We start from the raw sequence: 24,526 nt of genomic DNA on the forward strand, positions 1-24,526 counted from the left end.
ACCGGTAGCAGGGCCGCCCCGAATCCCTCTTAGTGTTAAAGGGGCAAGATGTTGCCAAACACGAAAAATAAAGGTCACAACGATGAAAACCGCCTGGATCTGCGACTATATCCGCACCCCGATCGGCCGCTTTGCCGGTGCACTGGCCCAGGTTCGCGCCGACGACCTGGGCGCGGTATCGCTGCGCGCCTTGGCCGAGCGCAATCCCCGACTGGACCTGGAGGCCATCGACGACGTTATCTTCGGCTGCGCCAACCAGGCCGGGGAGGACAACCGCAATGTGGCCAGGATGTCGCTGCTGCTCGCCGGCTATCCCACCGCCGTGCCCGGTACCACCATCAACCGCCTGTGCGGTTCCGGTATGGATGCGCTGATCAGCGCCGCGCGCGCCATCCGCTCCGGCGAGGCGGAGCTGATCCTGGCCGGCGGTGTCGAGAGCATGTCCCGCGCGCCGCTGGTGATGCCCAAGGCGGACACCGCCTATTCGCGCCGGGCCGAGATACACGACACCACCATCGGCTGGCGTTTCGTGAATCCATTGATGGTAAAGCAGTACGGCGTCGATGCCATGCCGGAAACCGGCGAGAATGTCGCCGAGCAGTTTTCCATATCCCGGGCCGACCAGGACGCCTTCGCCCTGCGCTCCCAGCGGCGCGCCGCCGGCGCCATCGAGAGCGGTCGCCTCGCGCGGGAAATCACCCCAGTCTCGGTAGCGCGCAGGAAGGGCGAACCGCTGCTGGTGACGCAAGATGAACACCCGCGCCCCGCCACCACATTGGAAGCCCTGGCGAAACTGCCCACTCCCTTTCTGGGAAATGGCCGGAAAAATGGCACAGTGACCGCCGGCAATGCGTCCGGCGTCAACGACGGAGCCGCCGCCCTGATCGTCGCCTCTGACGATGCCGTGCGCCGCTACGGGCTGACGCCCATAGCGCGGATACTCGGCGGCGCCAGCGCCGGCGTCGAACCGCGCATCATGGGCATGGGGCCGGCCAACGCCACGAGAAAACTGTGCCGGCGGCTGGATATGCGCGTGGCGGATTTCGATATCATCGAGCTCAATGAAGCCTTCGCCAGCCAGGCTCTCGCCTGTCTGCGCCAGTTGGGTCTCGAGGACGATGCCGCACACGTGAATCCCAATGGCGGCGCCATCGCCCTGGGCCATCCCCTCGGCGCCTCGGGCGCGCGCATCACCGGCACCGCGGCGCTGGAACTGGGCCAGCGCAACGCCAGATACGCCCTCGCCACCATGTGTATCGGCGTCGGCCAGGGCATCGCCATAGCGCTGGAGAGGGCCTGAGCCATGCTCGGTTTCGATTCGGAAATCTACGCCTCCGCCTTTGCCGATCCCGAAGTCGCCGACCTGTTCAGTGATGGCGCCGAGCTGCGGGCGATGGTTCGCGTCGAGCGCGCACTGGCAAGAGTCCAGGGCAGGCTCGGGATTATTCCCGCCGATGCCGCTCTGGCAATAGACCAGGCCCTGGGCGAACTGGCGCCGGCGCCGGCCGAGCTGGCGGCGGCCTGCCGCAGAGACGGTGTAGTGGTGCCCGCGCTGGTGCGGCAGTTGCGCGCGGCCCTGCCCGAACACGCGGCGCCCTACCTGCACTGGGGCGCCACCAGCCAGGATATTGTCGATACCGCCCTGGTGCTGCGCCTGGGCCAGGCCTGCGACAAGCTCGAGCGTCTTCTCGTGACACTGGGCGACGCCCTGACCTATCTGGCCGAGCGGGAAATGGATACGGTCATGGTGGCGCGGACACGCGCCCAGTGGGCGCTGCCCACCCTCGGTGGGCTCAAGGTGGCCAACTGGCTGGCCCCCCTCGCCCGCCAGCGGCAGCGACTGCAACAGCTCAGGCCGCGACTGCTGGTGCTGCAGTTCGGCGGCGCCGCCGGCACCCTGGCCGCCCTCGGGGACAGGGGCCCCGCCGTCTCTGCGGCGCTCGCCGTCGAACTCGGCCTGGCCCTGCCGCCGGCACCCTGGCACACCCAGCGCGACAGCCTGGTGGAACTGGGCAACTGGCTGGCGATGACCTGCGGCGCGCTGGGCAAGATGGGGCAGGACCTGATACTGCTCACCCAGTCCGATGTCGGGGAAATAAAGCTCCGCGGCAGCGGCGGCTCCTCCACCATGCCGCAGAAAGCCAACCCCGTGGGCCCGGAGCACCTGGTTGCCCTGGCGCGCCACAGTGCGGGGCTGATGGTCAACCTGCACAGCGCCATGATCCAGGCCAACGAGCGCGACGGCGCCGCCTGGACACTCGAGTGGCTGAACCTACCGCAGCTGGTCTGCGCCACTTCCGGCGCACTGACTCGGGCAACCGAGACGGTCGCCGCGCTGGCGTTCGACAGAGCCCGTATCCAGGCAAACCTGGATACCTGCCAGGGCGACATCATGGCGGAAGCGCTGGTCTTCGCACTCGCTGAACACACCGACCGCGGCAGCGCGCAGAAACTGGTTGCGCGGGCCTGCGAACTCGCCGGGCAAAACGGCCTGCCCCTGGCGGAACAATTGCGATCCATCACCGATCTCCCTCTGGATTGGGATTGTCTGGCACAGCCGGAGCGCTATCTCGGCGCGGCGCGGCATTTTATTCGCGCCATCCTCGATCAATGGAGAACGACGGCCTGATATCGGCAGTTTCAGACGTCCGCTACCCGCGGGTTCATTCCACTCAGGCGCCGGGCACAGATACAAAAGTGAATAAAACCTCACTATTTAAAAATAAAAAATACTGTAAAAACAGATAGATACAGATTCAAAGATTTTCAATATTGACTTAACCACGAGTCAGCTCTTATCGTGGAATAACTGAATAAACATTCGGTTTATCTGCAGTTGTCATAAATCCAATAATCACAACCACCAGAGAGGGCCAAAACCATGGGGGCCATTGAATTTTCCAGGGCGCTACTGAGCGTGGCGGTCGCCACGGCCATAGTCGACAACGCCCGTGCAAACGAAATCGAAGAGGTCACCGTCACCGCACAGAAACGCGCGGAGAGTCTGCAGGAAGTTCCCATTGCCATCTCCGCCTTCAGCGGCGAGCAGCTGGAATCCCTCGGCGCTTCCAACCTGCAGGAGCTGACCGAACATATCGCCGGTGCCGAACTGTACGACGACCGCGGCGCCGGCCAGCCCACCTGGGTGATCCGCGGCGTCGGCCTGGCGGACTTCAACGCCAACAACACCCCCACCGCGGCCATCTACTACGACGAGCAGTACCTCTTCTCCAATGTGCTGGGCGGTATCGGCCTCTTCGATATAGAGCGGGTGGAAGTGCTCAAGGGGCCCCAGGGCGGTCTCTACGGCCGCAACACCAGCGGCGGCGCGGTACGCGTGGTGTCGGCGCGCCCGGAACTGAACGGCGACTTCAACGCGTCGGTATCCACCTCCTACGGCAGCTGGGGCAGATCCACCCTGGAGGCGGCCGCAGGCAGTTCGCTGGGAGAATCCAGCGCCTTCCGTATCGCCGCCATGACCGATCAGGGCGGCGGCTGGCAGGACAGCCTGGCGACTGAACAGGACGACGAGTACGGCGACCGCGACTTCTCCGCCCTGCGCGCCCAGTGGCTCTGGGCACCGACGGAGCAGGTGGAAATACTGCTGAAGGCGGAGACCGGCCGCGACAGATCCGAGACCACCCTGAACCTGACCCGCGCCCTCTACGACCCGGAAAGCGGCGACTTCTGCGCCTCGGCCCGGGCCGGACGCGCCGACGCCGACGCCGACCAGTGCGTGGCGCTCGCCAACCTGACCAATGCCTGGGTGCTGACCCCGGGGGATCCCGGCCCGCTGCCGTCCGCGCAGGACCGCGACGGCAGCTCCGTGCTGTCCAACCCGATCAACGCCCTGGACAACGACTGGAGCGGCTTCAACGGCCAGCTCAACTGGGACCTGGGCTTCGCCACCTTCACGGCCATCAGCAGCTACCTCGAGTACCAGAACAACCAGGTGTTCGACTTCGACGGCCAGCCCCTGCACCTGCTGCACGAGGATGGCCACACCGAACTGGAATCCTGGTCACAGGAATTCCGCCTGGTCTCCAGCGGCAGCGGCGACAGCAGCTGGCTGCTGGGTGCCACCATCGCCGAGGACAGCGTCGACGAGTTCCGCGTCGCCGATCTGAGCGACAACTGGCTGGTATTCCCCGGCATCACCGAGCGCGGCTTCACCCAGGTCAGCGAATCCTGGGCCGCCTACGGTCAGTGGGAGCAGTATTTCGCCGAGAGCTGGCGCCTCAGCGGCTCGCTGCGCTACACGGCCGAAGACAAGCGCCTGCGCGACGGCTACCACTACGACCGAATCGGAGGTTTCTTCTATATCGCCGGCGTCGACAAGGGCTATGCCCTCGATGCCAACTGGTCCGGCCATGTCGGCCTCGACTGGCAGCCCGGCGACAGCGCGCTGATCTACGCCAAGGCCACCCGCGGTTTCAAGTCCGGCGGCTTCTTCGGCGGTTTCGCCTTCTCCGCCGACGAGTTGGAGGCCTACGGCGAGGAGACGGTCCACGCCTACGAACTGGGCTTCAAGACGGACTGGAACCAGCGCAGCCTGCGCCTCAACGGCGCCCTCTTCTACTACGACTACCGCGATGTGCAGGGCTTCACCCAAACCCTGAGCGAGACCACCGGCCTGCCGATTACCCGCCTCGGCAACCTGGGCGACGCCGAGCATCTGGGCGCGGAACTGGAGGTGATCTGGCTGCCGCGGGCCGTCGACGGCCTCAGCCTGCAGCTGGGCGCCGCCTGGCTGGACGCCACCATCGCCGACTCGGACACCATCGCCCTGGACCCGGCCGGCCAGCCGGGCCCCATCGAGGGGCTGCCGCGCAACTTCGCCCCCGAGTGGAGCAACTCGGCCCAGGCGCGCTACGAATTTTCCGTCGGCGACGACCTGCTGGCCGCGCTGCAGCTGAATTACAGCTGGCGGGATCAGCTATCCCCGCGGGACGCCTACAACAGCAACCTCGATTACGCCGCCTACGGCCACGACGGCTACGGCGTGCTGAACGCGCGCCTGTCCCTGCTGCCGGCGGACGAGCGCTGGGAACTGGCGCTGGTGGGCAGGAACCTCACCGACGAGACCTATTTCGCCACGGTCACCGGCGACGACCTCGGCAGCTTTGTCGAAACCCCCACCCGCCCGCTGAGCTGGGCCATAGAAGCCAGCTACCGCTGGGAATAATGGAGGCACCATGCATAGAAAACTGATCGCCGGCCCAATCACTGCATTAGTGGCCGGCCTGCTGAGCGGAATCGCCTGCGCCGCCGAGCCGGCGGACACGGTGCTGCTGGACGGCAAGATCTACACCGCCAATGCCGGGCGCGATCTGGTCGAGGCACTGGCAGTACGCGGCGACAGGCTGGTGTTTACCGGCAGCAGCGAAGAGGCGAAAGAGTGGATAGGGGCGGAAACCCGGGTAATCGACCTGGACGGCAAGCTGGTGCTGCCGGGCCTGCACGATACCCATATCCACCCCGCCGGCATCATCCGCTACGACGGCTGCAACCTGCACAGCGCCGCGAAAAACCTGGCGCAGATCGCCGAGTTTGTGAGGGGCTGCGTGGAGCGCTTTGCACCTAAAGATGGCGACTGGCTGGCGGTGCGGCAGTGGAATTTCAGCGAGAACAATCTCCCCAGTGGCGACATACACTCACTGCGCGAGGCGCTGGACGCCGCCTCCGACAAGCACCCGATAGTGCTGCTCGGCAACGACGGCCACCACAACGCCACCAACAGCGCCGGCCTGGCCCGGGCGGCGACCCGCGACGGCCGCACGCCGGGACTCTCGGCGAAAGCGCTGCAATCGGAATTCGCGGAGCTGCAGCCCTTTGTCGGCGTCGACGAGCGCGGCGAACCCAACGGCGCCATCAACGAGCATGTGATCGAGGTGCTCGGCGGCCCCTCCATTATCACCGCGGACCTGCACCTCTATGTCGAGCAGGCGGCGCAGATTCCCGAGCGGCTGAACAGCCTCGGCATCACCTCCATCCAGGACGCGGCACTGGAGCCGAACCTGCAAAAGCTCTACGACCGGCTGCTGGAACAGCCGAAGGTGCCGCTGCGCATCACCCTGGCGCAACTGCTGTGGCCGTCCCACTACCGGGACGGCGAGGGCCGGGTGGATTTCGACAGGCTCTTCGCCGACGCCAGGGTCACGCGGGAAAAATACCGCGCGCAACCCAATGTCCGCGCGGACGCGCTGAAGCTGTTTGTCGACGGCGTGCTGGAGGGGGATCCGCTGGCCTCGCCGCCCACCCTGCCCAACGCGGCCATGCTGCACGACTACCACCAGCCGATCTACCGGCTGCAGGAAGACCGCCTGGATATCCGCGGCTATGTGGACCCGGACTCGCAGGCCTGCATCGAAGTGCGCGCTGCCAAAACAGCCTTCAGTGATGAACGGGTGCAGGCCTTTGTGCGCGAACACGGCCATCACCCGGACCAGTGCCGGCAGAGCAAGGGCGCACTACTGGCCAGCGAGGTGGTGGTGAAGGAATTTGCCGAGCGGGCGGACAGGGACGGTTTCGCCGTGCACTTCCATGCGATCGGTGACAGGGCCGTGCGCACCGCGGTCGATGCGATAGCCGCGGTCTCCGGCGAAGACGAGCCGGTCAACCGCCACAGCATCGCCCATATGCAGCTGGCCTCGGACAGGGATATAGAGCGCCTAGCGCAACTGAAAATCCCCGTGGCCTTTACCTTCGCCTGGGCGGTGAAGAGTCCGGAGTACGACCTGACGGTGGTGCCCTTTATCGAGAAGCTGGCGTCGCCGCAGGACCTGTACCGGGAGGACAATTACTACTACCGCAACGTCTACCCGGCCGGCGCCATTCTGAAGGCGGGTGGCATAGTCGCCGCCAGTTCCGATGCGCCGGTGGAGACGGACGATCCGCGCCCCTTCGTCAATATCCAGCGCGCGGTGACCCGCGATGCCGGCGCCGGTGCCTTCAATCCGGCTCAGGGCCTGTCGGTTCTGGATGCCATAGACGCCTACACCATCAACGGCGCCCGCCTGCTGGGCCAGCAGAACCTGACCGGCTCGCTGGAAGTCGGCAAGAAGGCCGACTTTATCCTCCTCGACCGGGACATACTGGCGCTGGCGAAAAAGGGCCGGGCGGATCGTATCGGCGAAACCAAGGTGCTGCAGACCTGGTTTGATGGCGAGTTAGTCTATCGGGCGGTGCAGTAGTGCCGGGACCTGGGGAAAAACACCGAAGCGAAATGCGAAGGCCCTGATGCCGGGGGCTGTTTGCGGGACTGTCGGCGAGAGGGACCTCGCCGCCAAGCCTACAGGGATGTATTTAGGGGGGGCGCCTAGCCCGTGTCCCGCAAACAGCCCCCGGTAGCAGGGCCGCTACCGGATCAGCTTACTGGCATCGGGGAGACCCCGGGCTCGGGTTGATTATCCCCCCCACACTTGCTTGAATGCGGCGCACTCAACAACGAGACGCCGCAACATGAGCGCAGCCGTCAAGCGCAGAAACCAGCCACAACAGCAGAGAGCCCGCCAGCGCCGGCAGCAGATTCTGGATGCCAGCATCGAGATACTGCAGGCGGAGGGGCTGGAAAAACTCAACACCGCCTATATCAGCGAGAAACTGGGCATTTCCGTCGGTTCCCTGTACCGCTATTTCCCCAACAAGCAGTCGATTCTCTACACCCTCGCCGAGCAGTGGCTGGCCGCCAACCGCGCCGCGCTGGAGGAGATCGCCCGCTGGCCGCTGGAGTCCATGGAGCTGGAAGCCTTTGTCGAGCGTTTCCTGGAAAAAATGGCCGGCGTCTACCGCTCGCAGGGCGGGCTGGCGCTGTTGCTGCAGACGATCATGGAGGTCCCTGAACTCAGGGCATTGGACGAGGAACACGACCGTTTCGTGGTGACATTCCAGGCGCGGATGCTGAAGCGGCTTGGGGTGGGTGCTTCGCGAGTGGAGCGACTGCGCCTCAGCGAGCTATTGCTCAACCAGGGCCACTACGGCCTGACCCTGGTGATGACCCAGGGCCCCCGCCTGGGCAAACGCACACTGGGTGACTTGCAGGCGATGCAGGTCGGATTGCTGCAAAAACACCGACAGGATAGTTAGTGCTGGTAGACGGGCCCGATCCCCATGCTCCACAGAATGACCGCGCCGATACGCACCGCCACCAAGAGCACCAGCCCCACGGTAATTACCGCGCCGGCGTACATGAAGGCCTGCTCCTTGTTTATGTTCATCAGGATCGGAATGCCTTCGTAAATCAGGTAGACGGAGTAGATACCGGCCAGCCCGGTGACCGCCGCATTCAGCCACAGGTTGGGGTAAATACTGACAATGCCGGCGAGAAAAATCGGTGTGGTGACGAATACCGCCAGCGCCGTGCCCTCGTAGTGGCGCCTGGGCTCGTCGTCCTCGACGCCGTAGGACCTGGCCATCCAGTTGATAAACTCACCGAACAGGTAGACACCCACCACCAGGGAGATGTAAGTCACTATCGCCAGCGCGGCCGCACTGCCGGGAGTCAGCTTTACCAGGTGATCCCCTATCTGGAAGCCGAAGCGGGTCACGCCTATATAGCCGGCGATACAGGGAATCAGCGCCAGGAAGGGCACATGGCTCAGGAACACCCGGATGAAGGACTCGCGGTCGGCGCGGATGGCCTTCCACTCCCTGTCGGGATTGGTGAATATTCCGATGGTGTGGCTGAGTAGTCGCACGCGCTTTCTCCGTCTAGTCCCTTCTCTACCTTGTTTTGCAGTATCGGGGCCCGGCGGCGGATTAACCAATCCGAATCAGGAATAAAGCGCCATTTTTAACTCAAGTTTCGGAGTTCACATGGGTTGGCAATGCCGGAGTGAGATGGCTTCGAGCGGCCCTGCTGGCGGTGGTTACCTGGCAAAAAACCTCATCGGTAAATATTTGCCAGGCAACCACCGCCAGCAGGGCCTTGCGCAGTGCCACCCGGAGCGTCCCAGACCTCGATGTGAACTCCGAAACTTGAGTTTTAAGAGATGAATGACTCATATCAGGCCTGCGCACAGACGCGGTTGCGCCCGCCGCGCTTGGCCTTGTAGAGGGCGCGATCCGCGGCCTCCAGCACCTCATCCGGCGACTTCAGCCCGCCGCCGCTGCTGGCGATGCCGGCGCTCACCGTCGTCTTGATCACCTTGCCGCCGCCCTGCCCCCGCCGGCGGCGGGCCCTGGCGCCGCCGGCCGAGTCGCGGTTGGCAGAGCGCAGTCTCAGGGGGTAGTCGGCGATTTTCTCGCGCATCCGTTCCAGCGACTGCAGCGCCCCGTCCCGGTCGCGGCCGCGGAACACCACCACGAACTCCTCGCCACCGTAGCGGAAGGCGCGGCCACCGCCGAAACGGGCGATCCTGCCCGCCACCATGCGCAGGGCCTGGTCGCCGACCTGGTGACCGTGGCGGTCGTTGAGCTTCTTGAAGTGGTCGATATCGATGACGGCGATACTGAAGTGACGTCCCAGGGTCAGCAGGTAACGGCTGTAGGCGCGGCGCGACGGAATGCCGGTGAGTTCGTCGCGAAACGCCAGCTCGTAGGCGCTGCGCAGTACCAGCAGGGTCAGCAGCAGGCCCGCAGCGGAAGCCGCCATCTGCATCTGGCGGGGTTCAAACTCATCGTTCCCGGCCAGGAACAACAGCAGGGCACAGACCAGCAGCCCGATACCGGTATGCTCGGGCCTCAGGCTCACCCTGAGGAGCAGCAGCAGAGCCGCGGAGGCGAACAGCAGCGGCGCCGTGTGGACCTGAATTTCGATGCCGGGGTGCAGCGGCAGCGCCAGCTGCGCGGACCAGTCGCCGGCAAGCGGCGAGTCCTGCAGCAGGAACAGTCCCGCCCCCTGCCCCAACAACGCCAACAGCAGCAATACGCCGAAACCACTCAGCGGACTCCGGTCCCGGGTAAAGGCGATCAGGGCGATATTGAGTGCCGCCAACCCCAGGCACAGGGGAAACATGACGCCCTGGCGCAACCAGGGGAAGGAGTCGACGCCCATATAGAGAACCAGAATCAAGGCGGCGGAAAATGCCACCCGGCTGGATTTGAAAAAAGTGCCCAGCACCAGCGCGGTGCCGAGTAGCGCCAGCGGCAGCTGCGCTGTCAGCAGGGATTGGAAATCAAGCCAGGAGAGATACTGCGCGGCGAAAGCTGCCAGCGTGACGGCCGGCAGCCAGCTGTAGCGCAGCCACTGCATATATCGCGGCATAAGGTGGCAGAGCGTGAAATTTGCCGCTGATTATACGCGGATGATCGGGGCGCCGGGGGGAATGAATCGCAGATCTCTTGAGTGGTCAGTGGAATTGACCGCCGACCACTCACCACTTTTCTCACTGACCACTACTTGACCACGCGCAGTGCCGGCTTCTTCGCGGACTTGCGGCCCAGGCTGGTGGGCGGGGTGGGCTCCGGCGGTTCCGGCGTCTCCTCCGCCTCGAACACCATGCCCTGGCCGTTCTCCCGCGCATAGATGCCGACCACCGCGCCCACCGGCACCTGGATATCGGTGGGCACGCCGCCGAAACGGGCGTTGAAGCGGATGGCGTAGTTGTCCATCGTGAGGCCGGCCACCGCCGTCTCGGAGATGTTCAGCACTATCTGCCCGTCTTCGTTGACATGCTGCTGCGGCACCAGCACGCCGGGCAGGTGGGTGTCGACGAGGATATAGGGAGTGCACCGGTTGTCGGTTATCCACTCGTAGAAGGCCCGCAGAATGTACGGGCGGTTGGATGTCATGACCGGTTTACTCACCTATTTCTCTCCTGGCTCAAGGCTGCATTTCTCCTGCTCAAGGCTGCCCTCAGCGCATTTCCCGCTCGTACTCGGTCAGGCTCTGCTGGAAGGCCTCACGGGCGAAGAGGCGATCCATGTAATCCAGCAGCGGCTTGGCCTGCTTGGTCTTCGGCAGGCTGATCTCGAACTGCTCCAGGCGCCACAGCAGTGGGGCCATACAGCAGTCTACCAGGGAGAACTCCTCGTTGAAGAAGTACGGCAGGTCGGTGAACATCGGCGCAATGCCCACCAGGCTGTCGCGCAGGTCCTTGCGCGCCGCGGCGACATCTTTGCCACCGGCCAGGATCTTCTCCACCAGCGGGCACCAGTCGCGCTCGATGCGGTACATGATCTGGCGGCTCTGGGCGCGCGCCACCGGGTAAACCGGCAGCAGCGGCGGGTGCGGGAAGCGCTCGTCGAGGTACTCCATCATCACCTTGGTCTCGAACAGCACCAGCTCGCGGTCCACCAGGGTGGGCAGGGAGTTGTACGGATTGAGGTCGGCCAGCTCCGCGGGCTTGTCGTCCGGGTCCACATCGATGATATCGACGGAGACCCCCTTCTCCGCGAGCACTATGCGCACCCGGTGGCTGTAATGACTGCGACCATCGGAAAAGAAGGTCATGGAGGAGCGCTTGTTGGTCGGCACACCCATCTTCTAACTACCTCAAACTAGTCGGTTGGCTGTTGCGCCAACCGTAGATCCAAAAACATAAAAAGGGCGGCGGAGCAGCCCCACCACCCGGTAATGAGAATTCGACAATCAGCTCAGTGCTGCACGTCTTTCCAGTATTCGCGGTTCAGCAGCCAGGCGAAGATAAAGAACACCAGGATAAATGCCAGCACATAGAAGCCGATGCGCTTGCGGTCTTCCGCCATCGGCTCGGCGATGTACTCCATAAAGTTCACCAGGTCGTACATGGCCTGGTCGAACTGGGCCTCATCCATGGAGCCTTTGATATTACCCACTTTCAGGCTGCCACAGTCGGCATCCATGATCGGGTTACCCAGTTCGTCGCGCACCGTGTGACCGTGTTCGCGCTTCGGGCCCGGCGCGCACTCCGGCAGCCCCTGCAGTTCCATCAGCACGTGGGGCATGGCCACGCTCGGAAACACCTTGTTGTTGACGCCGGTCGGGCGGCTGTCGTCCTTGTAGAAACTGCGCAGGTAAGTGTAGAGCCATTCCGGGGACCGGGCGCGGGCAACCAGGGTCAGGTCCGGCGGCGCGGCGCCGAACCAGACCTTGGAGTCGTCCGGGCGCATGGAGATCTGCATCAGGTCGCCGATTTTGTCGTCGCCCAGCACCAGGTTCTGCATCATCAGCTCGCTGGGGATGCCCAGGTCGGTGGCCACCCGCTCCCAGCGGGAGAAATTGGCGCTGTGGCAGCCCATGCAGTAGTTGACGAAATACTTGGCGCCGCGCTGCAGGGACGGCTTGTCCTGCAGGTCGATATTGATCTGGTCCAGCTCGACACCGCTTTCGGCGCCCACCGCCTTGATCGGCAGGAACGCCAGCAGGCCGACGATGACCAGGCCGATAAACAGCACGCCGAAGGTCTTCTCACCGGAGGGGCTGGTAACCCGCTCGGGCTCCGGGTGCACCTCATCGCGGCCGGTCAGCCAGGGCAGTGCGGCAAAGAAGGCCGCCAGCAGCAGGGCCGCCACGCCGACGAACAGGCTGGCCTTGAAGTTGCTGACCGCCATCCACAGGAAGAGCACCGCGAATACGCCGCTCACTATCCAGGAGGCCATGCCCTTGCGCTCCTTCGGGTTGCTCCAGATGGGCATGGTCACGAAGAAGGCGAAGTAGAACAGGGTCGCCACCTGGGCCAGGAAGTTGCGCCCCGGGGTCGGGGACTTAACCCCCAGGTAGCCGAGGATGATGAACACCGCGGCGAACAGCAGCAGCAGCCCCTTGGGCAGCCAGCCCTTGTAGCGGATGGAGCGCACCGGGCTCTTGTCCAGCCAGGGCAGTACGAACAGTATCGCGATGGCCGCGCCCATGGCCACCAGGCCGAGGAACTTGGCGGTCAGCGGGCCTATGTCGATGGTCACCGCGCGCAGTACCGCGTAAAAGGGGGTGAAGTACCAGACGGGGGCGATATGCTCCGGCGTCTTCAGCGGGTTGGCCTCTTCAAAGTTCGCGTGCTCGAGGAAGAAACCGCCCATTTCCGGGAAGAAGAACACCACGGTACAGAAGATGAACAGGAACACCGCCACGCCCACCAGGTCGTGCACCGTGTAGTAGGGGTGGAAGGGCACGCCGTCTTTCGGAATGCCGTTCTCGTCCTTGTTCTTCTTGATCTCGACGCCGTCCGGGTTATTGGAACCCACCTCGTGCAGCGCCAGGATATGCAGCACCACCAGCAGTACCAGCACCAGCGGCAGCGCGATCACGTGCAGGGAGAAGAAGCGGGTCAGGGTGATGCCGGAGATCAGGTAGTCGCCGCGGATCCACTGCACCAGGTCCTCGCCGATGACCGGTATGGCGCCGAACAGGGATACGATCACCTGGGCCCCCCAGTAGGACATCTGTCCCCAGGGCAGTACGTAACCCATAAAGGCCTCGGCCATCAGCACCAGGTAGATGCACATGCCAAAGATCCACACCAGTTCCCGCGGCGGCTTGTAGGAGCCGTACATCAGGCCGCGGAACATGTGCAGGTAGACCACCACGAAAAACGCCGAAGCGCCGGTGGAGTGCAGGTAGCGGATCAGCCAGCCCCACTCGACGTCGCGCATGATGTACTCGACGGAGGCGAAGGCACCCTCGGCGGAGGGGTTGTAGCTCATCACCAGCCAGATGCCGGTGAGCAGCTGGTTGACCAGCACCAGCAGCGAGAAGACGCCGAAGAAGTACCAGACGTTGAAGTTTTTGGGCGCATAGTACTTGCCCATGTGCCTGTCCCAGGCTTCGTAGATGGGCAGACGCTGATCGATCCAGTCACCCAGTGCAGTTAACCAGTTCATGCGCTGCCCTCCTGATCCACGCCGATTACGATTACGTCGTCGCCCTCATAGGCATAGGGCGGCACATCCAGGTTGGTGGGTGCAGGCACGCCCTTGTAGACACGGCCGGCCAGGTCGTACTTGGAGCCGTGGCAGGGACAGAAGAAACCGCCCATCCACTCGTCGCCACCGAGGTCGGCAGCGCCCACCTCCGGGCGGTACATGGGCGCGCAGCCCAGATGGGTACACAGGCCGACCAGTACCAGCAGCTTTGGCTTGATCGCGCGGTTCTCCGGATTCACGTAAGGGGGTTGAATGGACTCTTCGGAGTTGGGGTCGCGCAGCAGCGGGGTCACCTTCTCCAGGTTCTGCAGCACCTCCTCGGTGCGGCGTACCACATAGACCGGTTTGCCGCGCCACTCCACTGTTACCATCTGGCCCGGCTCGAGCTTGCTGATATTGTATTTGACCGGCGCGCCGGCGGCCTTGGCCTTGGCACTCGGATTCCAGGATGCGACGAAGGGCACGGCAACACCCACCGCGCCCGCGCCACCGACAACCGAGGTAGCGGCGGTCAGGAAGCGGCGCCGTCCTACATTTACACCGTCATCACTCATGACGTATTTCTCCCATCACAGCGCTTCAGGATTCACCTGAGACTCGCTGGCCCAAACCCAAAAAAATCCTGCAAGAAGTTTCCCGCCGGCGAACTGCCGGTGCGGATAAACCCCATAAATCACGCGGATACAAATTCGCGCAATGTTAAAGAAAATGCCAAATTGATACAAGGCAATGACGGCCGGGAACGTCGGGAATACCGCGGCGAACTGGCGAGAAAATAAGCAGAAATGACAAGAAGTGTTCGGCGCCAGGCAAATTTGGAGGCAAAAAAAGCCCGGCAATTGCCGGGCTTGAAGAAAGCTTAACGCTTGGAGAATTGCGGCTTCTTACGCGCTTTGCGCAGACCCACTTTCTTACGCTCCACGGCGCGGGCGTCGCGGGTTACGTAGCCCGCGGCGCGCAACGGCTGGCGCAGCGCCTCATCGTACTGCATCAGGGCGCGGGTCAGGCCGTGACGGATAGCACCCGCCTGACCGAAGGAACCACCGCCCTTTACAGTGACGTTGATATCGAATTTTTCCACCATGTCGACCTGCTCGAGCGGCTGGCGCACGATCATGCGCGCCACTTCACGACCGAAGTATTCGTCCAGGGTGCGGCCGTTCACGGTGATCTTGCCCTCGCCCTGCTCGATGAATACGCGAGCGGTCGAGGTCTTGCGGCGGCCGGTGCCGTAATATTGAGTAGTTGCCATCTGAGTCTTCCCCCTTAGATCGCCAGTTCAATCGGCTGTTGCGCCGCGTGAGGATGTTCGCCGCCGCTGTACACTTTCAGCTTCTTGAACATGGCGCGACCCAGCGGACCTTTCGGCAGCATGCCTTTTACGGCGCTTTGAATGGTGCGCTCGGGCGCTTTCTCGATCAGCTTCTCGAAGCTGATGGACTTGAGACCACCGGGGTAGCCGGAGTGGCTGTGGTAGATCTTGTCTTTGGCCTTGTTGCCGGTCACGCGGACCTTCTCGGCGTTGATCACAATGATGTAATCGCCAGTGTCCACGTGGGGCGTATACTCAGGCTTGTGCTTGCCGCGCAGGCGGTGGGCGATCTCGGCGGAAATACGGCCGAGAGTCTTGTCCGCAGCGTCGACAATGAACCAGTCGCGTTTTACCGCTTCCGGCTTGGCACTGTAAGTCTTCATGTTATAAACACCTGTAATAAGACCCCGGAAATGGGGCCGTCCCACGAAAGAGCGCGGATAGTACATAAGGAGTGTATGCTTTTCAAGCGATTTTGGGCGGTTCCTTCCGGGTCCCATCTACCTTTCCTGGGCAGCCCTAGCCCCGGATGCTAGTAAGCTGATTCAGAGGCGGCGCCGCTTCCGGTAACCGTTTGCGGGACACGGGCTAGGCGCCCCCCCTAAATACATCCCTGTAGGCTTGTCCGCGAGGTCCCTCTCGCAGACAGCCCCGCAAACGGTTACCGGAATCGGCGCCTTCGCATTGAACCTTGAAATTCTTATCCAGCGGCCAATCAAATTCCGGAAATTCGACGCGAAGGCCCTGATGCCGGGGGCCTTTCGCGGGGCTGTCGGCCGGAGGGACCCGGCCGCCAAGCCTACAAGGATGTATTTAGGGGGGGCGCCTAGCCCGTGTCCCGCGAAAGGCCACCGGCAGCAGGGCCGCCCCAACACCCTCTTACTGGCACCTGGGAACCACCACCCGAAGCAACTCACTCAGGCCGGTGAGGACGAGCCAGGTACTCGTGAGACTGCATCTCCAACAGCCGACTGACCGTCCGCTCAAACTCGAACCTCAGGTGCTTGCCGCCGTACAGCCGCTCCGCCGGCACCTCCGCGGAGATCACCAGCTTGACACAGCGGTCGTAGAACTCGTCCACCAGGTTGATAAAGCGCCGCGCCTGGGATTCCATGCGCTCGTCGAAGCGCGGCACCTCCGCCAGCAGTACCGTGTGGAACTCCCGCGCCAGCTCTATATAGTCGTTCTGGGAGCGGGGCCCGTCGCAGAGGTCGCTGAAATCGAACCAGGCCACGTCGTCCGCGACCCTCAGCGCGCGGATGCGGCGCCCTTCGATATCCAGATCCACCTTCTCCCGCACCTCGCAGCCCTCCACGCTCAGGCTGGCGAAGCTGCGCGCGAGACTGGAGTCCGCCGCGGCGTCCAGCGGCGAATGGTACAGCTCCGCCATCTCCAGCGCGCGCAGGCGGTAGTCGGTACCGCCGTCCACGTTGACCACCTTGGTGTGCCGCTTCAACAAAGCGATGGCCGGCAGGAAGCGGGCCCGCTGCAGACCGTCCCTATACAGCCCCTCGGGCTCAATATTGGAGGTGGCCACCAGGGTGACACCGCGGCGGAAGAGCGCGTCCAGCAGGTTGGCGAGGATCATCGCATCGGTGATATCGGAGACGAAGAACTCGTCGAAACACAGCACCCGCGCCCGCACGGCTATGCGGTCCGCCACCTGCTCCAGCGGGTTCTTTTCCCCCGCCAGCACCTTCAGCTCCCGGTGCACCTCGCGCATGAAGCGGTGGAAGTGGGTGCGCTGTTTCTGCGCAAACGGCAGCGACTCGAAGAAGGCATCCATCAGGTAGGTCTTGCCGCGGCCGACGCCACCCCAGAAGTAGAGGCCACGCTCCGGCTCCGCCTGATCCCGCCACAGCTTGCGGATACGGCCGAACAGGCCGCCCCGCCCCACCCTCTGCAGCAGGCGCGAGTAGAGATCCTGCAACTCCTGCACCGCCGACGCCTGTGCCGGGTCTGCGACAAAATCGGGGCGCTGCAGGTCGCGCTGATAGCGCTCTAGCGGTGAAAGGAGTGGCGGGCTGGCTGAAGACATGACTGTGGGGGAATCGACTGCCTGATCTAGGGGTAGTTGCGAGGGGCGCCACTCTACCAAATTCCCCGGCTGACCGACTAGACGCCAAACCCGACGGAACGCCACTATTCGCGTATACTCTTAACCCGGCATTGGTCCGTCGGCCAGTGATCCGAGTCACGGATGGCCGCTGCTGTCATTTATTTGAGGAGGAAGTATTAGTGCACTCTACATCGGTATTGATTCTGGTAGGTATCCTCGGCCTGGCGCTGGGTGCCCTGCTCGCCTTCCTGGCCGTACGCGGCCGCGGCGGCGTGGATCGCAGCCAGGAGCTGGAACTGCGCCTTCAGGAGGCCAACCAGAAGCTGGAGGACTTCCAGCTACAGGTCAATGAACACTTCGACCAGACAGCCCAGCTGGTTCACAATCTGACCGAGAGCTATCGGGAAGTGCACGAATACCTGGCCAACAGCGCCCTGCGCCTGTCCAGCCAGGATATCGGCCGGCAGATGCTGGAGGCCGGCAGCGGCAAGCTGAGCGAAAACGACGAAAGCCTACAGAACGTGGCGCCGCCGCGGGACTGGGCACCGAAGGAGCCGGGCGCCAAGGGCACCCTGGCGGAGGACTTCGGCCTCGACAAGGAGGCGGTCGGCGGCTCGGAGCGGGCGGCGACCCGCTAAGCGGGAAAGCGGACAGTGAAAAGGGCGGGATCACCCCGCCCTTTTTATTTACGGGCGCGCCTCTACTCGCCCCCTGCTACCAGCAAAAGAGGCCTGGGCGGCCCTGCTGCCGGTGGCTATTTGGGAAAAAGCCTCATCGGTCTCTTTACTGGCCGCAGGCGCTTTCCCCAAACAGCCCCCGGCAGCAGGGCCTTCGCATCCGGCGCCGGTATTTCTTCCCGCCCCAAAAAAACCTACAGCTTCTGGTAGTAATCCATCAGAATCTGCGCCACTTCCGGCCGGGAGAATTCCGGCGGCGGCGCGATGCCGTCACCCAGCATCTCGCGCACCTTGGTGCCGGACAGCAGGATAAAGTCCTCCTTGGTGTGGTCCGGCACATCGCGCATCATCACCACCTTATTCAGCTTTTTTGAGTAGGCCGTGTGGTCGGCGCGGAAGATTTCGATCTCCAGGGCCCCCTCCGGTACTTTTTCATCGAAGATGGTCTGGGCGTCGAAGGCGCCGTAGTAGTCCCCCACCCCGGCGTGGTCGCGGCCGACGATCAGGTGACTGCAGCCGCAGTTCTGGCGGAAGACCGCGTGCAGTACCGCCTCGCGCGGACCGGCGTAGAGCATGTCGAAGCCGTAGCCGGTCACCATCACGGTATTGGCCGGGAAATACAGTTCCACCATCTTGCGGATGGAGGCATCGCGCACCGGCGCGGGGATGTCGCCCGGCTTCAGTTGGCCCAGCAACATATGGATCAGCACGCCGTCGGCATCGACACCGTCCAGTGCCATTTTGCACAGCTCCTCGTGGGCGCGGTGCATCGGGTTACGGGTCTGGAAGGCCACCACCTTGTTCCAGCCGCGCTCGGCGAATTCGTGGCGGATTTCCACCGCGGTGCGGAAGGTGTCCGGGAAGTCGCTCTGGAAGTAGCTGAAGTTCAGCACCTCGATGGGGCCGGAGATCAGCTTGCGACCGGCGGACCTGAAGGTGGCCACGCCCGGGTGCTTCCCGTCCAGGGTGCCGAACACATGCTCCACCATGGTATCCATCTGCTCCTCGGATACCGTCTCTATGCTCTGCACGTCCATGACCGCCAGTACCGGATTGCCCTCCACATTCGGGTCGCGCAGGGCGATGCGGGAGGCACCCTCGATAGCGCTGGTGTCCTCCACCAGGTTCACGACCGGCACCGGCCAGAAGAGACCGTCCACCGTGCGCAGCGTCTCGGCCACGCTCAGGGCGTCCGCCAGGTTCATATAGCCGTGCAGCGGGTTGAAGTAGCCGGCGCCCAGCATCACCGCATTGGCCGCCGCCGCGGAGCTGACCACGATCGACGGCAGGGACTCCGCCTCGTGGATCAGCTGGTGATGCCTTTCGCTGTCGTACACAAACCGGGGCTGCAGCTCCACGCTGCCGTGAGGGCGAACCAGGGACATAGAGGTCTCCAAATACAGAAATGCTGGTAGGTCACTGAAATTTGAGCCCGACATTATACGGATCTGCGGGCGATGACCAACGGTCCCGGAGGGCCGGGGGCATGTATAATGGCCGCAAATCGAGGAGTCGAGAGTGTCCCTGAAGCGTTTTCTACAAGACTGGGCGGTGCCCACCGGTATCGGCCTGGCGATGGCGGCGCTGCTGCTGTTGCTGTTTCCGCAGCTGCGCGACGGCACGCCGGCCCCCGCCGCGGACGAGTGGCAGGGCCCGGTTTCCTATGCCCGCGCTGTGAGCCTGGCGGGCCCCGCGGTGGTGAACATCTACACCCGCAAGGCTGTGCCCGAGCGCCAGCACCCGCTGTTCAACGACCCACTGTTCCGCCGCCTGTTCGACAGCATGAACCTGCCGCAGCGGGAGCGGATGCAATCCAACCTGGGCTCCGGAGTCATCGTCAGCAACGATGGCTATATCCTCACCAACCACCATGTGGTCGACCAGGCGGACGCGATTGTGGTGCTGCTGGCGGACGGCCGCGAGGCCCAGGCGCAGCTGGTGGGCTCGGACGCGGATTTCGACCTGGCGGTGCTGAAGGTGGAGCTGCCCAGGCTCACTTCCATCGAGGTGGGCGAGCCGGAGAAGGCCCAGGTAGGCGATGTGGTGCTGGCCATCGGTAACCCCTTCGGCGTCGGGCAGACGGTGACCCAGGGCATTATCAGCGCCACCGGCGAGCGCAACCTCAACCTGGCCAGCAGTGGCGCCGGCGGCTATCTGCAGAACTTCCTGCAGACGGACGCGGCGGTGAACCCCGGCAACTCCGGCGGCGCCCTGGTGGACGCCCACGGCCGCCTGCTGGGTATCAACACCTCGATACTGAACCAGTCCGGCTATTCCGGCGGTATCAGTTTCGCGATACCGGCCAATATCGCCCTCAAGGTGATGCAGGACATCATCGAGTACGGCCGCGTGGTGCCGGGCTGGCTGGGCATCGAGGCCCAGGCGGTGAACCCGCAGCTGGCCCGCGCATTCAACCTGTCGTCGGCCAGCGGCGTGATCATCACAGCCATCTACAACCAGGGCCCGGCGCACCAGGCCGGTCTCAAGCCCGGTGACGTGATCACCCATATCGACGGCCTGCCGATCAACGACGGCCTGCGCGGCATCGCCGCCATGGCCACACTGCGCCCCGGCGATACCGTATCCATCACCTTTGTGCGCAACGGCACGGCCAGCACGGTCGAGGCCACGGTGTCGGAAAAACCCAAGACCCAGCGCCGCAGCTGAACAGACAAATAAAACAGGGAGATTTCCATGCGCGCCTTTGCAACCGCCCTCCTCCTGATGTCCCTGGCGGCTCCCGCCTGCGCCGGCGACCGGGAAGACCTGACAACCTTGCTGAACGATTTCCTCGCCGGTGCCGCCGGCGATGCCGGTATTCACCAGCGTTTCTGGGCGGACGACCTGATTTACACCAGTTCTTCCGGCAAGCGCTTCGGCAAGGACGAAATCATGCAGGGCATGACGGAGGCAAAAGGCGAGCCGGTGACGGCCAGCTACAGAGGCGAAGAGGTGGATATTCGCCTGTTCGGCGACACCGCGGTAGTCGCCTTCAGGCTGGTGGGAAAAGACAGGTCCAAGGGGGAGATGGTGACCAGCCACTACTTCAATACCGGCACCTTCGTGAAACGGGACGGCGAGTGGCGGGCGGTCGCCTGGCAGGCGACCAGAATTCCGGAGAGGCCATAGCCCAGCCAGTTTCCCGCGGCAGGCCGTGCCCGATCAGGGCTGCAGAGGCCGGGTCTCCCGCCAGCTTTTTCGCACCCGTGCCATAAACGGCGACTCGTCCGGCACCTCCAGGCCCGCCAGCAGCTCGCGCGCGAACGCCTCCACATCCTTCTCGCTGCGCCCCTCACCGGTAAAGGAGGCGCGCACCTTGATGAATTTGTCTCTCTGCATGAACAGGTAGGTATATGTGCGATAGCGCTCGCCTTCGCCTGCCGTTGTAAATGCACCGGACAGCTCCAGCACCGGCACCGTATCATCGCCCCGACGCCAGTTTTCCCAGGCGTCATCGCCCAGGCTAAGGTCTTTCCACTGCCCCTCCTTCTCCACGTATTCCATTTCCTTGCGGACCCGCAGGGACTCCCGAGCAAGGGTACCCTTCCCGTCTTCCCACTCCCAGTTGGGGATTGGGTAGACGAACACATCCACGAAATCGAACTGGAACTGCCTATGCTCATAGCGAGCCTGGGCACCATGGAAGGGATGCGGGAAAAGTACCAGAGGACTGTAAAGGTATTCACCCACCGCCTCCGGCAACTCCAGCTCTTCCCCATAATCACTGGCCTCCAGCGCGCTATAGAGGATTTCCGGGGAAAAGGCATCATCTTGCTGGAGGCCGGCGATCAACCGGGAAACAATGGCTTTAGCCCTGTCCTTGCTGCCACGCCCGGGCTGGGTAAACAGATTGACGCTTTCCGTAAAGGGAATTTCATACTGGTAGCGCCTGATCAACTGTCCATGCCAGGTAAGCACCGCATCTATGTGGATCTCCCACGAGGTGCTCAAGGGCGCCAGCATCAGCGTAGCACCGGCAACGGCCGCCTGCCCCAGTTCCGCCGCACTTGTTTTGTCGTACACCGCAGATGAAATCAGCAACTGATAGGGAACATCGTCGTTGGCCACATGTACCGATTCGAACAATCCGGAAAGGCTCAGCTCTTGAAACACGTCTGAATAATCGATGCTGTTGAGACTGCACTGGCTCAGCAGGGATTCCTTGTTGGAGCTTTCGCAGCGCTGTTTGAGTTCAGCATCGGGGACCTTGGAGAAGAGCGCAACCGGCGGAAACTTCGCGTCCATCGTCCGCTCATACTCCGCCACACTGAATTTATTGGTGGCCGCGCAGCCACTGACGACCAAAAAGATGAGGACAAAAGAGCAATACAGCGTTGTTTTTTTCATTTTTACAAACACCAAGATAAATCGGCTCCGCACTTTTCAGCACGAGCTCGCAGACTCGCCCTGAAAAAGTACCACACGCCCGGCATTTCAATCTTCTATTCGATACTCCGCCGAACGCGCATGCGCCTCCAGCCCCTCGCCCCGCGCCAGGGTTCCGGCCACACGCCCCAGCTTGTCGGCGCCTTCCGGCGAGCAGTGGATGATCGAGCTGCGCTTCTGGAAATCGTAGACGCCCAAAGGCGAGGAGAAGCGCGCGGTGCCGCTGGTGGGCAGCACATGGTTGGGTCCGGCACAGTAGTCGCCCAGGGCCTCGGCGGTGTGGCGGCCGAGGAAGATGGCGCCGGCGTGGCGGATCTGCGGCAGGTATTTTTCCGGGGCTTCGACCGAGACTTCCAGGTGCTCCGGCGCTATGCGGTTGGACACGGCGATGGCCTGGTCGATGGAGGCCACGTGTATCAGTGCACCCCGCTCCGCCAGCGACTGGGCGGCGATATCCCGGCGCGGCAGCTCCGCCAGCAGTTTCTGCAGCGACTTCTCCACCGCATCTAAAAACTCCGTATCCGGGCTCAGCAGTATCGACTGCGCCTGCTGGTCGTGCTCGGCCTGGGACAACAGGTCCATGGCGATCCAGTCCGGATCGGTCTTGCCGTCGCAGATCACCAGGATTTCCGAAGGCCCGGCGATCATGTCGATGGCCACGCGGCCGAAGACGGCGCGCTTGGCGGCGGCTACATAGATGTTGCCGGGGCCGACGATCTTGTCCACTTTTGTCACGGACTGGGTGCCGTAGGCCAGCGCCGCCACCGCCTGGGCACCGCCGATGGTGTAGAGCCTGTCCACGCCGGCAATGGCCGCAGCGGCCAGCACCAGGTCGTTCAGCTGGTCGTCCGGCGCCGGCACCACCATGGTTACGCAATCGACGCCGGCGACCACAGCCGGAATCGCATTCATCAGCACCGAGGATGGGTAAGATGCCTTGCCGCCGGGGACGTAGATCCCGACCCGCTCCATCGGCGTGATCTGCTGGCCGAGCACTGTGCCGTCGGCTTCAGTGTAGCGCCAGGATTCCTGCAGCTGGTGGCGGTGGTAGTCGCGCACCCGCTCGGCGGCCTGCTCCAGTGCCGCGCGCTCTTCTGTGGGAATGCGCTCCAGGGCGGCGGCCAGTTCGGACTGCGGCAGCTGGAATTCGCTCGCCTTTTCGATCTGGCGGCGGTCGAAGCGGTTGGTGTATTCGATCACCGCGGCGTCGCCGCGGTCGCGCACCTGCTGCAGTATCTCCGCAACGGTGGCCTCCACATTGCTGTCAGCGACGGATTCCCAGGCCAGCAGCTGGTCCAGTTGCGCATCGAAATCCCTGTCTGCGGCGTTCAGCCGGCGAATGCTGTCGGTGGTCATGGCGATTTTGATCTGGTCAGTCTGTCTTTACGGCGGCGGTGAGCTTTTCTATCAGGGCGTTGATGGGCTGGTACTTCATTTTCATCGACGCCTTGTTGACGATCAGGCGGCTGCTGATATGCGCGATGGTTTCACGGGCTTCGAGGCCGTTGGCCTTCAGGGTGTTACCGGTATCGACAATATCGACGATTTCATCGGCCAGGTCCATCAGCGGCGCCAGCTCCATGGCGCCGTACAGCTTGATGATATCCGCCTGGCGCCCCTGGGCCGCGTAGTAGCGCTTGGCACTCTGCACGAACTTGGTCGCCACCTTGATGCGCCCGCGCGGCAGCTCGCCGCCCTTGATACCGGCGGTCATCAGGCGGCAGCGGGCGATGCCCAGGTCCAGCGGCTCGTAGATGCCGTCGGCGCCGTGCTCGAGCAGCGTGTCCTTGCCGGCGACTCCCATATCCGCGGCGCCGTGCTGCACATAGGTGGGCACGTCCACGCCGCGCAGGATCAGCAGGCGCACGCCGGCCTGGTTGGTGGGGAAAATCAGCTTGCGGCTCTTGGAGATGTCCTCCAGCGGCTCCAGCCCCGCGGCCGCGAGCAGCGGCAGGGTTTCCTTGAGGATTCTTCCCTTGGTAAGTGCGATGGTGATTTGCATGGCGGTTATCGTTTTATCGCTTTGACGGCAAGTGCGGAGGCCCTGTAAGCGAGCTCCCGGGCGGCTCTGCAACCGGGGAAAGTTTGCGGGACACGCCGTGAATACGTCCCTGTAGGCTTGGCTGCGAGGTCCCTCTCGCAGACAGTCCCGCAAACTTTCCCCGGCATCAGGGCTTTCGCATCTGGCTCCGATGTTCTTTTCCGAGTCCCGAGTCCCGAGTCCCGAGTCCCGAGTCCCGAGTCCCGAGTCCCGAGTCCCGAGTCCCGAGTCCCGAGTCCCGAGTCCCGAGTCCCGAGTCCCGAGTCCCGAGT

21 protein-coding genes are annotated in these 24,526 nt (G+C 63.5%); 8 read left to right on the forward strand and 13 right to left on the reverse strand.

Annotated elements, in window-relative coordinates; genetic code table 11:
• Positions 1-82: 82 nt before the first annotated feature.
• From pcaF to AC6R19_RS01455, 5 genes are all read left to right on the forward strand, one after another.
• Positions 83-1,300 carry a 3-oxoadipyl-CoA thiolase gene (gene pcaF, locus AC6R19_RS01435; protein ID WP_500577695.1) on the forward strand — a complete coding sequence of 406 codons (1,218 nt, stop codon included), beginning with the start codon at positions 83-85 and terminating at the stop codon, positions 1,298-1,300.
• 3 nt (positions 1,301-1,303) lie between these two features.
• Positions 1,304-2,629: a 3-carboxy-cis,cis-muconate cycloisomerase gene (pcaB, locus tag AC6R19_RS01440; protein WP_500577696.1), complete on the forward strand. Its 1,326-nt coding sequence runs from the start codon at positions 1,304-1,306 to the stop codon at positions 2,627-2,629.
• 252 nt (positions 2,630-2,881) lie between these two features.
• Complete coding sequence (locus tag AC6R19_RS01445) at positions 2,882-5,185, forward strand: TonB-dependent receptor (RefSeq protein WP_500577697.1); 2,304 nt, start codon at positions 2,882-2,884, stop codon at positions 5,183-5,185.
• Positions 5,186-5,195: 10 nt separating this feature from the next.
• Complete coding sequence (locus tag AC6R19_RS01450; protein ID WP_500577698.1) at positions 5,196-7,193, forward strand: amidohydrolase; 1,998 nt, start codon at positions 5,196-5,198, stop codon at positions 7,191-7,193.
• Between the two features lie 268 nt (positions 7,194-7,461).
• A complete protein-coding gene (locus tag AC6R19_RS01455) occupies positions 7,462-8,085 on the forward strand; it encodes a TetR/AcrR family transcriptional regulator (protein WP_500577699.1) in 624 nt (207 codons plus the stop codon).
• On the opposite strand, the gene AC6R19_RS01460 is transcribed toward AC6R19_RS01455, so the two are convergent.
• The 9 genes from AC6R19_RS01460 to zapE form a co-directional block, all read right to left on the reverse strand.
• Positions 8,082-8,696: a Yip1 family protein gene (locus AC6R19_RS01460; protein ID WP_500577700.1), complete on the reverse strand. Its 615-nt coding sequence runs from the start codon at positions 8,694-8,696 to the stop codon at positions 8,082-8,084. The genes AC6R19_RS01455 and AC6R19_RS01460 overlap by 4 nt on opposite strands.
• A 308-nt stretch (positions 8,697-9,004) precedes the next feature.
• Positions 9,005-10,192 (reverse strand): GGDEF domain-containing protein, encoded by a 1,188-nt coding sequence (locus AC6R19_RS01465; RefSeq protein ID WP_500577701.1) that lies wholly within the window; start codon positions 10,190-10,192, stop codon positions 9,005-9,007.
• 143 nt (positions 10,193-10,335) lie between these two features.
• Positions 10,336-10,731, reverse strand: a complete 396-nt coding sequence (locus tag AC6R19_RS01470) for a ClpXP protease specificity-enhancing factor (RefSeq protein WP_500577716.1) — start codon at positions 10,729-10,731, stop codon at positions 10,336-10,338.
• A 64-nt stretch (positions 10,732-10,795) separates the two neighbouring features.
• Complete coding sequence (locus tag AC6R19_RS01475) at positions 10,796-11,422, reverse strand: glutathione S-transferase N-terminal domain-containing protein (RefSeq protein WP_323845079.1); 627 nt, start codon at positions 11,420-11,422, stop codon at positions 10,796-10,798.
• Between the two features lie 113 nt (positions 11,423-11,535).
• On the reverse strand, positions 11,536-13,737 hold the full coding sequence (locus AC6R19_RS01480) for a ubiquinol-cytochrome c reductase (RefSeq protein ID WP_500577702.1): 2,202 nt from the start codon (positions 13,735-13,737) through the stop codon (positions 11,536-11,538).
• Positions 13,734-14,333, reverse strand: coding sequence for a ubiquinol-cytochrome c reductase iron-sulfur subunit (gene petA / locus AC6R19_RS01485; protein WP_500577703.1), 600 nt, complete (start codon positions 14,331-14,333; stop codon positions 13,734-13,736). The genes AC6R19_RS01480 and petA overlap by 4 nt, the downstream gene beginning before the upstream one ends.
• 305 nt (positions 14,334-14,638) lie before the next feature.
• Positions 14,639-15,031, reverse strand: a complete 393-nt coding sequence (rpsI, locus tag AC6R19_RS01490) for a 30S ribosomal protein S9 (RefSeq protein WP_193192076.1) — start codon at positions 15,029-15,031, stop codon at positions 14,639-14,641.
• 14 nt (positions 15,032-15,045) lie between these two features.
• Entirely contained in the window at positions 15,046-15,474 is a 429-nt protein-coding gene (rplM, locus tag AC6R19_RS01495; RefSeq protein WP_500577704.1) for a 50S ribosomal protein L13, read from the reverse strand.
• Between the two features lie 530 nt (positions 15,475-16,004).
• Positions 16,005-17,129 (reverse strand): cell division protein ZapE, encoded by a 1,125-nt coding sequence (gene zapE, locus AC6R19_RS01500; protein ID WP_500577705.1) that lies wholly within the window; start codon positions 17,127-17,129, stop codon positions 16,005-16,007.
• Between the two features lie 200 nt (positions 17,130-17,329).
• On the opposite strand from zapE, the gene AC6R19_RS01505 reads away from it, so the two are divergent.
• Positions 17,330-17,788, forward strand: coding sequence for a Z-ring associated ZapG family protein (locus tag AC6R19_RS01505; RefSeq protein ID WP_500577706.1), 459 nt, complete (start codon positions 17,330-17,332; stop codon positions 17,786-17,788).
• Positions 17,789-18,021: 233 nt separating this feature from the next.
• On the opposite strand, the gene sat is transcribed toward AC6R19_RS01505, so the two are convergent.
• Complete coding sequence (gene sat / locus AC6R19_RS01510) at positions 18,022-19,212, reverse strand: sulfate adenylyltransferase (RefSeq protein WP_500577707.1); 1,191 nt, start codon at positions 19,210-19,212, stop codon at positions 18,022-18,024.
• Between the two features lie 133 nt (positions 19,213-19,345).
• Here sat and AC6R19_RS01515 point away from each other — a divergent pair, with 133 nt between their 5' ends.
• Both AC6R19_RS01515 and AC6R19_RS01520 read left to right on the forward strand, forming a co-directional pair.
• Positions 19,346-20,494, forward strand: coding sequence for a S1C family serine protease (locus AC6R19_RS01515; RefSeq protein WP_500577708.1), 1,149 nt, complete (start codon positions 19,346-19,348; stop codon positions 20,492-20,494).
• A gap of 27 nt (positions 20,495-20,521) precedes the next feature.
• Positions 20,522-20,956 carry a nuclear transport factor 2 family protein gene (locus AC6R19_RS01520; RefSeq protein WP_500577709.1) on the forward strand — a complete coding sequence of 145 codons (435 nt, stop codon included), beginning with the start codon at positions 20,522-20,524 and terminating at the stop codon, positions 20,954-20,956.
• A 33-nt stretch (positions 20,957-20,989) separates the two neighbouring features.
• Here the strand turns inward: AC6R19_RS01520 and AC6R19_RS01525 are convergent, their stop codons facing one another.
• From AC6R19_RS01525 to hisG, 3 genes are all read right to left on the reverse strand, one after another.
• Positions 20,990-22,174 carry a hypothetical protein gene (locus AC6R19_RS01525; protein ID WP_500577710.1) on the reverse strand — a complete coding sequence of 395 codons (1,185 nt, stop codon included), beginning with the start codon at positions 22,172-22,174 and terminating at the stop codon, positions 20,990-20,992.
• Positions 22,175-22,261: 87 nt separating this feature from the next.
• Positions 22,262-23,569 carry a histidinol dehydrogenase gene (gene hisD / locus AC6R19_RS01530; protein ID WP_500577711.1) on the reverse strand — a complete coding sequence of 436 codons (1,308 nt, stop codon included), beginning with the start codon at positions 23,567-23,569 and terminating at the stop codon, positions 22,262-22,264.
• A 16-nt stretch (positions 23,570-23,585) separates the two neighbouring features.
• Complete coding sequence (hisG, locus tag AC6R19_RS01535) at positions 23,586-24,215, reverse strand: ATP phosphoribosyltransferase (protein WP_500577712.1); 630 nt, start codon at positions 24,213-24,215, stop codon at positions 23,586-23,588.
• Between the last annotated feature and the right edge of the window lie 311 nt (positions 24,216-24,526).

This window comes from Microbulbifer sp. SE14, assembly GCF_059834885.1.